This window comes from Bacillus sp. GMs2/2, from assembly GCF_050172095.1.
Lineage (GTDB): Bacteria > Bacillota > Bacilli > Bacillales > Bacillaceae_G > Bacillus_A > Bacillus_A cereus.
In genome coordinates, this window is sequence record NZ_JBNLYE010000121.1 from 1 (window position 1) to 12,114 (window position 12,114).

The following is a 12,114-nucleotide window of genomic DNA, read 5'->3' on the forward strand; positions in this document are numbered from 1 at the left end:
AAAATTTGAGAGGAGACATATAAAGATGAACAAGAAATTATTTACTTTAGGGATGGTTACAGTTTTAAGTGTAGGTTTAGCGGCATGTAATAGTGCGGATAAAACTTCAGGCGAGCAAAAACAACAGACAAAAGCTACGGAAACGAAAAAAGATGAAAAACGAAAAATTACATATTTAGGTAAAGAATATACAGTGCCAGCAAAAGTAGATAAAATTGCGACAGCTAGTTTAGAGTCAATGGAAGATGCGGCAGTACTTGGAATTAAACCAGTTGGTGCCATTACTGTAGGTGGTAAACTACCAAAGTACCTGGAAAAAGAGTTAGAAGGTGCGAAATCTGTTGGTGAGAAAATGCAACCCAATTTCGAAACATTACTACAATTAAAACCAGATGTGATTACATCAAGTACGAAATTTCCAGCAGAAACAGCTGAAAAGTTTACGAAAGTAGCTCCTACATTCCCGGTATCACACGTTTCAACAAATTGGGAAGATAACTTAAAGTTAATGGGAGAATTAACTGGTAAAAAAGATAAAGCAGAAAAAATTATTAAAGACTACAATTCAGACGCTGAAAAAGCAAAAGCAAAACTAGGAGATAAGTTAAAAGATAAAAAAGTACTTGTCATTAGACTAAGAGCAAACGAATTATTCCTATATCCAGAAGGAGTATACTTCAACCCTGTAATTTATAAAGATCTTGGACTAACTGCTCCAGAACAATTGAAAACTGTAAAAGCACAAGAGAAAATTTCATTTGAAAAACTTGCTGAACTTAACCCAGATTATATTTTCTTACAATATGAGGCAAGTGAAAATAAAAATCCAAAAGTGTTAGAAGAAATTGAAAGTAATCCAATTTGGCAAAGTATGAATGCTGCGAAGGAAAAGAAAGTATTTGTAAACGTTGTAGATCCAATGGCACAAGGTGGTACTGCTTGGAGTAAAACTGCCTTCTTAAAAGAAGCAGTGAAAAATTTATCTAAATAATACAATAAGTAAGGTGCGTTGAATGATATGCAGAAAACAAATGCAGTACCAGTAACTATATTATGTATAGCACCCATACTCATCTTATTTACAGTTATACTTTCGATTTTGTATGGGGCGAAAAGTATTGATGCTGAAACAGTGTGGAACGCATTATTTCATTTTGATTCAAGTGATGTAAATCATAATATTATTATTACTTCACGTTTACCAAGGGTAGTTGCAGCTCTTTTAGTCGGAGCATTTCTAGCCATATCAGGAGCACTTATGCAGGGGATGACAAGAAACTATCTTGCATCCCCTTCTATTATGGGTGTGACGGATGGTGCTGCCTTTGTTATTACACTTTGTATGATTTTTCTTCCAGGAATGTCATCAATTGGTATGGTTGTATGTTCAATGATTGGTTCTGCACTCGGAGCCGGTATCGTGTTTGGTTTTGGTTCGCTCCTTCAAAATGGCTTATCACCAGTTAGGTTAGCAATTATCGGAACAGTTATTGGAACATTTTTAAGCAGTGTATCGGCTGCCATGGCTTCGTATTTCCAAATTTCTCAAAATGTTAGTTTTTGGTTTAATGCAAAGTTAGATCAAGTAGATCCTAATATAATTAAAATTACGATACCGTTTGGGATAATTGGAATAATTTTAGCATTGTTAATATCAAAATCTATTACCATTCTTTCATTAGGCGAAGAGGTTTCTATTAATTTAGGACAGCGTACAAAACTAGTTAAAGCGATGGCAATTTTATCGGTAATTTTTTTAACAGGAACAGCAGTTGCTTTAGTAGGAAAAGTTGGTTTTGTAGGTTTAATTATTCCGCACATTACCCGCTTTATAATTGGAGTAGATTATAAATGGATATTGCCATGTGCAGGCGTTATTGGTGGGGTTTTCTTAGCGTTATGTGATGTTTTAAGTAGATTTGTAAATTATCCATTTGAAACGCCAATTGGAGTCGTAACATCTTTAATTGGAATTCCTTTCTTCCTTTATTTAATCCGTACAAGAGGAGGAGAGAGACATGCTTAAAAATTCAAGTCAACGTTTCGGAATGACGATGGGGATTATTATATTTTTAATACTATGTGCTATTTATATTAGTTTAACAAATGGTACGTTCGACATTACGATTACAGATGTGTTTAAAACACTTTTTAGAATTGATCCAGTACCAGAACATGATTTAGTTATTTTTGAGTTTCGTCTTCCACGTATCGTAATTGCTGGATTAGTAGGATTAGGCCTTGGTGTTGCGGGTGCCGTTATTCAAGGGATTACGAGAAATGGATTGGCAGACCCAGGTATTTTAGGAGTAAATGCCGGTGCGGGAACAGCGATCGTCATTTTTATGTTTTTCTTTCAAGGACAATTAAAAAGCACAGACTGGGTTTCTATTATGATGATGCCAATGTTTGGTTTAGTCGGCGGATTAGGTGCTGCTATTATCATCTATCTTTTTTCTTGGAAAAACGGTAAGTTAGATTCGCAGCGACTTTTATTAACAGGGATTGCAATTGGATCAGGATTTGGGGCCTTTTCTATGTACTTATCACTCAAAATGAAGTCAACTGATTTCGAGATGGCTGCAGTGTGGGTTTCTGGAAGCATATATAGTGCGAACTGGAAGTATATTGTGGCTATGTTACCATGGCTTATTATTTTAATTCCACTTATACAAAAGAAAGCATATTTACTAGATTTATTTCAATTGGAAGAAACGAGTATTACAAGTTTAGGTGTTTCAGTAGAAAGAGAGAAATCGATTTTATTATTAAGCAGTATCGGGCTTGTGAGTGCATGTGTTGCTGTTTCAGGGAGTATCGGTTTTATTGGCTTAATGGCACCGCATATAGCGAAAAGACTTGTCGGTATTCAACATAAGTATATAATTCCCACGTGCGGCGTAATCGGAATGTTTCTTGTAGTTGCCTCAGACTTTATTGCAAAAACAGTTTTCACACCTGTAGAGTTACCAGTTGGAATCGTTATTTCTATTGTCGGTGTACCGTATTTCTTATATTTACTTTATAAGGCGAAAGCGTAAGAGGAGGAATAAAAGTGAGTATTTTAAGTGCAAAAAATTTAGAAACAAGTTATGAAAAGCTTACAGTGTTTCGCGATTTAAATGTGGAAATACAAGAAGGAAAAGTAACGACAATTATAGGTCCGAACGGTTGCGGTAAATCAACATTGTTAAAAACAATGGGAAGAATTTTAAAACAAAAAAGCGGAAAAGTATATTTACAAGGGCAAGATTTACATACAATTTCAACGAAAGAAATTGCGAAGCAGTTAGCTTTACTACCGCAAACTCCAATTGCACCAGGTGAACTTAAAGTGGAAGAATTAATTTCTTATGGACGCTATCCACATCGAAATAACGTAAATAAGTTAACGACAAAAGATAAAGAAATGATTGATTGGGCATTAAATATAACGAAAACTTCTGAATTTCGAACGAGACAAATTGCAAATTTATCAGGTGGTCAAAGACAAAAGGTATGGCTAGCGATGGCATTAGCACAAGAGACAGAAGTGTTGCTATTAGATGAGCCAACTACATACCTTGATATGTCTCATCAATTAGATGTATTACAAATTGTGGAGAAGTTAAATAAAGAACATAATTGTACGGTTGTTATGGTATTACATGATATTAACCATGCAGCAAGGTTTTCAGATGAAATTATTGCAATGAAGGAAGGAGAAATTGTTACAACTGGTAGCCCAGAAGAAATCATTACAAATGAAGTATTAAAAGAAGTATTTCATATTGATGCACGTGTCATGATAGATCCGTATAACGGGGCTCCTGTTTGTTTCGGTTATGATAGCGTTGTATCTCAAGAAGAAAAAATCGAAATATATGTAACAAGTTAAAAAGGGGGGGATAGGGTGAATACTACAGTTGAAAAACAGCAGATTATAACATCTAATACAGAACAGTGGAAAATGTATTCAAAATTAGAAGGTAAGGAATATCAAATTCATATTTCAAAGCCGAGGCAACCAGCACCGGATTCAGGATATCCTGTCATTTATGTATTAGATGGCAATGCCTTTTTTCAAACATTTCATGAAGCAGTTAAAATACAATCAGTAAGAGCGGAAAAAACCGGTGTTTCACCAGCTGTTATAGTAGGATTGGGTTATCCAATTGAAGGCGCATTTTCAGGGGAAGAAAGATGTTATGATTTTACGCCTAGCGTAATTTCAAAAGATGCCCCTTTAAAACCAGACGGTAAACCGTGGCCTAAAACAGGAGGAGCACATAATTTCTTTACTTTTATTGAAGAAGAACTGAAACCACAAATTGAAAAGAATTTTGAGATCGATAAAAGTAAGCAAACGTTATTTGGACATTCTTTAGGTGGACTATTTGCTCTTTATATACTATTTACAAACTTAAATGCTTTTCAAAATTATTTTATTAGTAGTCCATCTATATGGTGGAATAACCAATCCGTACTTGAAAAAGAAGAGAACCTTATACATGAATTAAACAATGCTAAGTTTGAAACAGGAGTGTTCCTTACAGTTGGGTCACTAGAACGAGAGCATATGGTTGTAGGCGCAAATGAATTATCAGAGCGCCTTCTCCAAGTAAACCACGATAAACTTAAATTTAAGTTTTATGAAGCTGAAGGGGAGAATCATGCATCTGTTGTGCCGACTTCTTTAAGTAAAGGATTGAGATTTATTAGTTACGTATAGGAAAAAAGGTTATGGATGAAACATTCCATAACCTTTTTTGATATGTAGAATTGTCCTTTTTGAAAGTTTTGTTTCAACTTTTCGTCTAAAGAGACAAAAAGTTGTCACAAAACGGTCACAATTAGCATAAACATAAAATAGACGAAATGAACTTATTTCCAAAAAGGCTTGGTTTATTCCGATCATGATTTGTAGAGCTGAAAAAGTATGGATTAAAAGTTCACTATATTCCCAAGGAGGTAGATCGTATGAAAACTATTCTTGCTATCGCTGGACTTATTTGGGTTTTATCGCATGGCATCCCAATTTATGAAGGAGAACAAATTCGCAGTGCTCTGAATAAAAATTTTAATGAATATCATATCATTGATCGGCAAGATAATGTTGTAACAGTTCGAGTAAATGACTGTTTTCATACGGTAACCGTTGAAGGAACTTCAGTAGTGAATGATACAAAAGTATGCGATCAGCAATAACTATATATAGGAAGAAAAAAGTCTCAATTTACACATGTGAATTGAGACTTTTATATTTGTGATTGAAGTTTTTTCATAAACAATTATTGACATAACGAGTTTATGTTGATAAAATTCAATTCATAAAATATAGATAATTTAATAGATTTCGAATCAGATGAAAATTAAATCTGATTTCTCTTATCTAGAGAGGTGGAGGGACTGTGCCCTGTGAAACCCAGCAACCATCAATTTTTACATTGAAATGGTGCTAATTCCTGCAAAGCAAATGCTTTGAGAGATGAGAGAAAGGGATAGTATCGATATATGCATACAAACCTTTCTGCTCATTCTAAGGGCAGAAAGGTTTTTTTATTGTTCTCGACTGTGAGTAAAGACTATTCTGGAGGAAAATAGAGAGATTTATACAGTCCGTGTGCAGGAGGAATAACGATGTGAAAATCAATGAACCAATTTGTGCATGTCCTAGTGTTGTTCTAATAAAATGGATTATTGATTTGTTACAGCGTGAATTAATAAATAAATACATAAAAGAAGAAGGGTGTTTACAACATGAAAAAACTATTACTATCAGGACTTATTACAACGGCAATTTTTGGTTTAACTGCTTGTGGAGGTAAAAGTGAAGATAAGCTTGTTGTCGGTGCTTCTAATGTACCTCATGCAGTTATTTTGGAAAAAGCAAAACCATTACTTGAGAAAAAAGGTGTAGAACTAGAAATTAAAAAATTCCAAGACTACGTATTACCAAATAAATCATTGGCGAATAAAGAATTAGATGCAAATTATTTCCAAGGTATTCCATTCTTAGAGAAAGAAATGAAAGACAAAAAATATGATTTTGAAGTAGCTGGAAAAATACACATTGAACCAATCGGTTTATATTCTCAAAAATATAAAAATCTAAAAGAGCTTCCAGATGGTGCAACAATTATTATGAGTAATGCAATTACTGATCATGGACGTGGTTTAGCAATTTTACAAAAAGAAGGTATTTTAAAAATTAAAGATGGTATAGATCCTGTAAAAGCAACCGTAAAAGATATTACAGAAAATCCGAAAAATTTAAAATTCAAAACAGACATTGAACCTGGTTTATTAACACAAATGTATAAAAATAAAGAAGGTGATGCTATTTTAATTAATGCTAACTATGCAATTGATGCAAAATTAAATCCAAGAAAAGATGCAATTGCGTTTGAAGGTAAGGATTCGCCATATGTAAACGTAGTTGCAGTTCGTAAAGGTGACAAAGATAAGAAAGAAATTAAAGCACTTGTAGAAGTATTACATTCGAAAGAAATTGAAGATTTTATTAATAAGGAATATAACGGTGCTGTTATTCCTGTAAAAGAATAACTTTGAAAACTAAGAAATTGTACTCTTTACAACTACATATTTTATAACTGATGAAAATTAATTATTTTATTAAGGGCTACTAAGGTAGCCCTTTTATATTTGCAACGAGAAATGGTTAGGGAATGTACATTAATGGAGGCTTTAGTTGAAGAACATAGCACAAAAGTGATTAAACATTTTACTTTATTAAGTTCTGATGGAGAATGTAATGTTTTTTTGAAAAAAGAAAGGGTATCATGAAAATTGAGACTGAGAAGCTAATAAATTGTTAAGAATAAGCTTAGAGCGGAAATATACTCATATGGGGTATCATACATAGATAATTAATGCTATAATTGGTATACTCGTAAAAGCAATTGTTTTATTGGATGAAGAGAAACTTTAAGAAGGTGATAATATGGGGCATAAAGAGCATGAAGTGGTAACACATAGATCAGAAAAAGAAAAAGAACAAATTATAAATAGATTAAAGAGGATTGAAGGACAGGTCCGCGGTATTCAAAATATGATTGAAAATGATCGCTATTGTGTGGATATTTTAGTGCAAATTTCAGCGATTAATGCAGCGATGAAAAAAGTAGGAATGGGTGTATTAAAAAACCATACAAGTCATTGTGTTTCAGGTGCTATTAAAGATGGCAATGGTGACGAAGCAATTGAAGAATTAATGACTGTATTTGAACGTTTTTCAAAAGCGTAAAAACAAGCTAGTATGTCACTGGCTTGTTTTTTTGTTTACCTTCATAATAAGATTTCGGGGTATTGATGTGAAAAAGTGTGTGTAAAATAAACTTTTAGAAAATAATTGAAAAATCATGATACAAAACCATTGATTACCTTAGGGGGGTATGGTAAGATGTAATTGTGATTAACAAAGAATGAAGAAACAAGAGGAGGATTTTAAATGGAACAGTTAACATTACAAGTTGAAGGTATGTCTTGTGGACATTGTGTAAATGCTATCGAAAGCAGTGTGAAAGAGCTAAACGGTGTTGAACAAGTGAAGGTTCAATTAGCAGAAGGAACTGTTGAAGTTACTATCGACTCGTCTGCCGTAACATTAAAAGATATCGTTGCTGTAATCGAAGACCAAGGATACGATGTTCAATAATTATTTTTAGATATGGAAATAAATCGTACTTTAAACGAAGTACGATTTATTTTGCTAATAATTATACCTCATAAGGGTATATAGAGGTGAGAGACATGAATGAACAAAAAGAGGCCAATCTTCAAATATCAGGAATGACATGTGCGGCATGTGCAAATAGAATTGAAAAAGGTCTAAAAAAAGTAGAAGGTGTTCATGAGGCAAATGTAAATTTTGCGCTTGAAAAAACAAAAATAATGTACGATCCAACTAAAACAAATCTACAACAATTTAAAGAAAAAGTTGAAGCGTTAGGATATGGAATTGTAAGTGATAAAGCTGAATTTACTGTTTCAGGAATGACATGTGCAGCATGTGCAAATAGAGTTGAAAAGCGTTTAAATAAGTTAGATGGTGTGAACAAAGCGACAGTAAATTTTGCTTTAGAATCAGCTACAGTAGACTTTAATCATGATGAAGTTAATGTAAATGAAATGAAGAGCGCGATTACGAAGCTAGGATATAAATTAGAAGTGAAACCAGATGATCAAGATGCATCAACTGATCATCGATTACAAGAAATTGAAAGACAAAAGAAGAAGTTTATTATTTCGTTTATTTTATCTTTCCCATTATTATGGGCAATGGTTAGTCATTTCTCATTTACGTCGTTTATTTATTTACCAGATATGTTAATGAACCCTTGGGTGCAACTAGCACTTGCAACTCCTGTTCAATTTATCATTGGTGGACAGTTTTATGTTGGAGCTTATAAAGCGTTACGTAATAAAAGTGCGAATATGGATGTTCTCGTGGCGCTTGGAACGTCGGCCGCGTATTTCTATAGTGTATATTTAAGTATTCAATCTATTGGTTCTTCGAAACATATGACAGATTTATATTTTGAAACGAGTGCGGTACTTATTACATTAATTATTTTAGGTAAATTATTTGAAGCGAAAGCAAAAGGGCGCTCATCAGAAGCAATTAAAAAATTGATGGGTTTACAAGCGAAGACAGCTACAGTTGTGCGAGATGGAACAGAAATAAAAATTTTGATTGAAGAAGTAGTAGCTGGTGATATCGTCTATGTAAAGCCTGGTGAAAAAATACCAGTAGATGGTGAGATTGTAGAAGGAAAGTCAGCAATTGATGAATCGATGTTAACGGGTGAAAGTATTCCTGTTGATAAGTCAATTGGGGATGTAGTAATAGGTTCGACAATAAATAAAAATGGATTTTTAAAAGTGAAAGCAACTAAAGTAGGAAGAGATACTGCATTAGCTCAAATTATTAAAGTAGTAGAAGAAGCACAAGGTTCAAAAGCTCCTATTCAAAGGGTAGCAGATCAAATTTCAGGTATTTTCGTACCGGTTGTAGTTGTGATTGCGATTATCACATTTGCAGTATGGATGATATTTGTTACACCTGGTGATTTTGGCGGAGCACTTGAGAAAATGATAGCAGTACTTGTTATCGCTTGTCCGTGTGCATTAGGTCTTGCAACACCTACGTCTATTATGGCGGGATCAGGAAGGTCGGCTGAGTATGGTATTTTATTTAAAGGTGGAGAGCATTTAGAAGCAACGCACCGATTAGATACAGTTATTCTAGATAAAACGGGTACAGTGACAAATGGGAAACCGGTGTTAACAGATGTAATGGTAGCAGATGGATTCCATGAAGCAGAAATACTACGTTTAGTAGGTGCGGCAGAAAAAAATTCTGAACACCCACTTGCAGAAGCAATTGTAGAAGGAATTAAAGAAAAGAAAATTGATATCCCAAGCTCAGAAACGTTTGAAGCGATTCCGGGATTCGGTATCGAATCCGTTGTAGAAGGGAAACAATTATTAATTGGTACACGTCGATTAATGAAGAAATTCGATATTAATATTGAAGAAGTTTCTAAATCGATGGAAGCGCTAGAACGAGAAGGAAAAACAGCGATGCTTATTGCGATCAATAAAGAATATGCTGGTATAGTGGCCGTTGCAGATACTGTAAAAGATACTTCAAAAGCAGCTATCGCAAGACTTAAGAAAATGGGTCTAGACGTTGTTATGATTACAGGAGATAATACACAAACTGCTCAGGCAATTGCGGGGCAAGTTGGTATTGATCACGTAATTGCAGAAGTATTACCAGAAGGAAAAGCAGAAGAAGTGAAAAAACTCCAAGCACAAGGTAAGAAAGTAGCGATGGTTGGAGACGGGATAAATGATGCTCCTGCTCTTGCTACAGCGAACATTGGTATGGCAATTGGAACGGGAACGGATGTAGCGATGGAAGCAGCGGATATAACGTTAATCCGCGGTGACTTAAATAGTATTGCTGATGCGATCTTTATGAGTAAAATGACGATAAGAAATATTAAACAAAATTTATTCTGGGCATTAGCTTATAACGCGTTAGGAATTCCAATTGCGGCATTAGGTTTCTTAGCCCCTTGGGTTGCTGGAGCAGCAATGGCATTTAGTTCTGTATCCGTTGTATTAAATGCATTACGATTACAAAGAGTTAAATTAAAACCTTAAAAAGCTACATTAAGTAATTGAATAGAATTAAAAAACAATACTTGAATAAGTATTGTTTTTTTGTTCGTATAGAAATTAAAACGATATAATAAAGCAGAAATATAGAATCGTATGTAGTAGAAAAGTTAAGAGGTAGTTTCGTAAGGAGACTTATATATGTTAAAAGATATTATAATTAGAACATTCCAGAAAGAAGATTTAGATCAAGTATTACAATTGTTCTATGAAACAGTTCATACGGTTAATGCAAAAGATTATAATGAGTTACAGCTACAGGCGTGGGCACCGGAGCGACTAGATAGAGAAAATTGGTTACAGTCTTTAGAAAAGAATATTAGCTATGTAGCGGATCATAAAGGTGTGATTGTGGGGTTTGGGGATTATAACGATGATCGTTACATAGATCGTTTATTTACGCATAAAGATTATCAAGGGAAAAGAGTCGCTTCATACATACTACAGAAGTTAGAAAAAGAAGCAGTGAACCTAGGGCATAGGGAGATATATACAGAGGCGAGCATTACCGCAAAACCTTTTTTTGAAAGTAAAGATTTTATTTGCATAAAAGAACAAAAGAAACAACATAATGGTCAGATTTTTATTAATTATGTTATGAAAAAAATATCCTTCTCATAAATGAGAAGGATATTTTTCATTATTTTACAGCTTCTTTTAGTTCTTTACCAGCTTTGAAAGCAGGTACTTTAGAAGCTGCGATTTGCATTTCTTCACCAGTTTGTGGGTTACGGCCTGTACGAGCAGCTCTTTCACGAACTTCGAATGTACCGAATCCGATAAGTTGTACTTTTTCACCAGCAGCTAAAGTGTTAGTGATTGATTCTACTACAGTTTGTACAACTACAGTAGCTTCTTTTTGAGAAATCTCAGCATTTTGTGCTACGTTTTTAATTAATTCTGTTTTGTTCATGTTTTTCACCTCATATGTAAATAATGCTATTTAAGTTGTTATTATAACGTATAAAACATTCGAGAACAAGTGTACGTACATATATTCGCAAAAAAAATGAAATTTGTAATATTTTTTAGGGCACTTTATAGACATCCATTTAAGCGGACAGAGATTTGTTCTTCATTTCAGTCTTCTCTTGATGAGCAGGTAGTTTCTTATTATAAGATATGAAGTAAGGTAGTGCTACAAATAACATACCTCCTACTAAATTTCCAAAGAAAACAAAAATAAAGTTTGGAAAATATTCAGCCCAAGTGAAATGACCGGCAAAAATCGCGGCTGGGATGACAAACATATTGGCTACAACGTGTTGAAATCCAATCGCAACAAAAGTCATAACCGGGAACCAAATACCGATAATCTTTCCGATAAATTCTTTACTTCCCATACTGAGCCAAACAGCTAAACAAACGAGCCAATTACATCCGATTGCAGAAATAAATGCTTGCAATGGCGTATCTTGTAGTTTCGCTTGAGCGATAGAAATAGTTTTCGCTAAAAAAGCTCCCTCAGTTAAGCCAACGATATGACCGAAAAAGTAGGCTACAAATACAGCCCCTATGAAATTGCTAAATGTAACAATAACTAAATTTCGTATGAAATAAAATAAAGTAATTTTCTTTTGGAGCCAGGCCATAGAAACTGTCATCATGTTACCGGTTACTAGTTCACCGCCTGCAAGAATAACGAGAATAAGACCAATAGGAAATACAGCAGCGCCTAGAAAACTAGAAAATGATCCCCAATATTTTGGCATTGTCCCAATAACATGAATATCGAGTAAATACCCTAATGCGATAAAAGCGCCACCAAAAAAACCAAGAATTAGCATAGGGAGCAATGATAAATGAGCTTTTTTCCTTCCTGAATTCGCAGCAAGTTCCGTAATTTCTTCTGGTGTAAATACAGACATGAATAACCCCTCCGTAATCAAATGATGGAATGAATAGAAAAAATTTCGAAAATCTATG

13 protein-coding genes and 1 riboswitch are annotated in these 12,114 nt (G+C 34.1%); of the genes, 11 read left to right on the plus strand and 2 right to left on the minus strand.

Features of this window, described 5'->3' with window-relative positions:
- Nucleotides 1-25 precede the first annotated feature (25 nt).
- From ACQGS6_RS15790 to ACQGS6_RS15840, 11 genes are all read left to right on the plus strand, one after another.
- Complete coding sequence (locus tag ACQGS6_RS15790) at nucleotides 26-991, plus strand: iron-hydroxamate ABC transporter substrate-binding protein (protein ID WP_001035506.1); 966 nt, start codon at nucleotides 26-28, stop codon at nucleotides 989-991.
- A 27-nt stretch (nucleotides 992-1,018) separates the two neighbouring features.
- Nucleotides 1,019-2,026, plus strand: a complete 1,008-nt coding sequence (locus ACQGS6_RS15795; protein ID WP_001173058.1) for a FecCD family ABC transporter permease — start codon at nucleotides 1,019-1,021, stop codon at nucleotides 2,024-2,026.
- Complete coding sequence (locus ACQGS6_RS15800; protein ID WP_426965293.1) at nucleotides 2,019-3,041, plus strand: FecCD family ABC transporter permease; 1,023 nt, start codon at nucleotides 2,019-2,021, stop codon at nucleotides 3,039-3,041. The genes ACQGS6_RS15795 and ACQGS6_RS15800 overlap by 8 nt, the downstream gene beginning before the upstream one ends.
- A 14-nt stretch (nucleotides 3,042-3,055) precedes the next feature.
- Nucleotides 3,056-3,877: an ABC transporter ATP-binding protein gene (locus tag ACQGS6_RS15805; protein WP_000025773.1), complete on the plus strand. Its 822-nt coding sequence runs from the start codon at nucleotides 3,056-3,058 to the stop codon at nucleotides 3,875-3,877.
- 15 nt (nucleotides 3,878-3,892) lie between these two features.
- Nucleotides 3,893-4,711 carry an alpha/beta hydrolase gene (locus ACQGS6_RS15810; protein ID WP_001098703.1) on the plus strand — a complete coding sequence of 273 codons (819 nt, stop codon included), beginning with the start codon at nucleotides 3,893-3,895 and terminating at the stop codon, nucleotides 4,709-4,711.
- Between the two features lie 248 nt (nucleotides 4,712-4,959).
- Nucleotides 4,960-5,187 carry a hypothetical protein gene (locus ACQGS6_RS15815; protein ID WP_000849103.1) on the plus strand — a complete coding sequence of 76 codons (228 nt, stop codon included), beginning with the start codon at nucleotides 4,960-4,962 and terminating at the stop codon, nucleotides 5,185-5,187.
- A gap of 177 nt (nucleotides 5,188-5,364) precedes the next feature.
- Nucleotides 5,365-5,474: riboswitch (SAM riboswitch) on the plus strand.
- Nucleotides 5,475-5,739: 265 nt separating this feature from the next.
- Nucleotides 5,740-6,546 (plus strand): methionine ABC transporter substrate-binding lipoprotein MetQ, encoded by an 807-nt coding sequence (gene metQ, locus ACQGS6_RS15820; protein WP_047386666.1) that lies wholly within the window; start codon nucleotides 5,740-5,742, stop codon nucleotides 6,544-6,546.
- A gap of 397 nt (nucleotides 6,547-6,943) precedes the next feature.
- Nucleotides 6,944-7,246, plus strand: coding sequence for a metal-sensing transcriptional repressor (locus ACQGS6_RS15825; RefSeq protein WP_000509879.1), 303 nt, complete (start codon nucleotides 6,944-6,946; stop codon nucleotides 7,244-7,246).
- A gap of 204 nt (nucleotides 7,247-7,450) precedes the next feature.
- On the plus strand, nucleotides 7,451-7,657 hold the full coding sequence (gene copZ, locus ACQGS6_RS15830) for a copper chaperone CopZ (protein ID WP_000436973.1): 207 nt from the start codon (nucleotides 7,451-7,453) through the stop codon (nucleotides 7,655-7,657).
- Nucleotides 7,658-7,752: 95 nt separating this feature from the next.
- Nucleotides 7,753-10,173, plus strand: a complete 2,421-nt coding sequence (locus tag ACQGS6_RS15835; protein WP_001005322.1) for a heavy metal translocating P-type ATPase — start codon at nucleotides 7,753-7,755, stop codon at nucleotides 10,171-10,173.
- Between the two features lie 156 nt (nucleotides 10,174-10,329).
- Entirely contained in the window at nucleotides 10,330-10,809 is a 480-nt protein-coding gene (locus ACQGS6_RS15840; protein ID WP_000910157.1) for a GNAT family N-acetyltransferase, read from the plus strand.
- Between the two features lie 19 nt (nucleotides 10,810-10,828).
- Here ACQGS6_RS15840 and ACQGS6_RS15845 read toward each other — a convergent pair whose 3' ends face one another.
- Together ACQGS6_RS15845 and ACQGS6_RS15850 are read right to left on the minus strand one after the other, a co-directional pair.
- The gene (locus ACQGS6_RS15845; RefSeq protein ID WP_001043904.1) at nucleotides 10,829-11,101 is read right to left on the minus strand and encodes an HU family DNA-binding protein; all 273 of its coding nucleotides are present in this window, start codon (nucleotides 11,099-11,101) and stop codon (nucleotides 10,829-10,831) included.
- 139 nt (nucleotides 11,102-11,240) lie between these two features.
- Entirely contained in the window at nucleotides 11,241-12,056 is an 816-nt protein-coding gene (locus tag ACQGS6_RS15850; protein WP_000110537.1) for a formate/nitrite transporter family protein, read from the minus strand.
- Between the last annotated feature and the right edge of the window lie 58 nt (nucleotides 12,057-12,114).

Coding starts and splice junctions, on each gene's coding strand:
- metQ (WP_047386666.1), top strand. CDS start 5,740: ATGAAAAAACTATTACTATCAGGACTTATTACAACGGCAATTTTTGGT.
- ACQGS6_RS15795 (WP_001173058.1), top strand. CDS start 1,019: ATGCAGAAAACAAATGCAGTACCAGTAACTATATTATGTATAGCACCC.
- ACQGS6_RS15815 (WP_000849103.1), top strand. CDS start 4,960: ATGAAAACTATTCTTGCTATCGCTGGACTTATTTGGGTTTTATCGCAT.
- ACQGS6_RS15840 (WP_000910157.1), top strand. CDS start 10,330: ATGTTAAAAGATATTATAATTAGAACATTCCAGAAAGAAGATTTAGAT.
- ACQGS6_RS15800 (WP_426965293.1), top strand. CDS start 2,019: ATGCTTAAAAATTCAAGTCAACGTTTCGGAATGACGATGGGGATTATT.
- ACQGS6_RS15835 (WP_001005322.1), top strand. CDS start 7,753: ATGAATGAACAAAAAGAGGCCAATCTTCAAATATCAGGAATGACATGT.
- ACQGS6_RS15850 (WP_000110537.1), bottom strand. CDS start 12,056: ATGTCTGTATTTACACCAGAAGAAATTACGGAACTTGCTGCGAATTCA.
- ACQGS6_RS15790 (WP_001035506.1), top strand. CDS start 26: ATGAACAAGAAATTATTTACTTTAGGGATGGTTACAGTTTTAAGTGTA.
- ACQGS6_RS15845 (WP_001043904.1), bottom strand. CDS start 11,101: ATGAACAAAACAGAATTAATTAAAAACGTAGCACAAAATGCTGAGATT.
- ACQGS6_RS15825 (WP_000509879.1), top strand. CDS start 6,944: ATGGGGCATAAAGAGCATGAAGTGGTAACACATAGATCAGAAAAAGAA.
- copZ (WP_000436973.1), top strand. CDS start 7,451: ATGGAACAGTTAACATTACAAGTTGAAGGTATGTCTTGTGGACATTGT.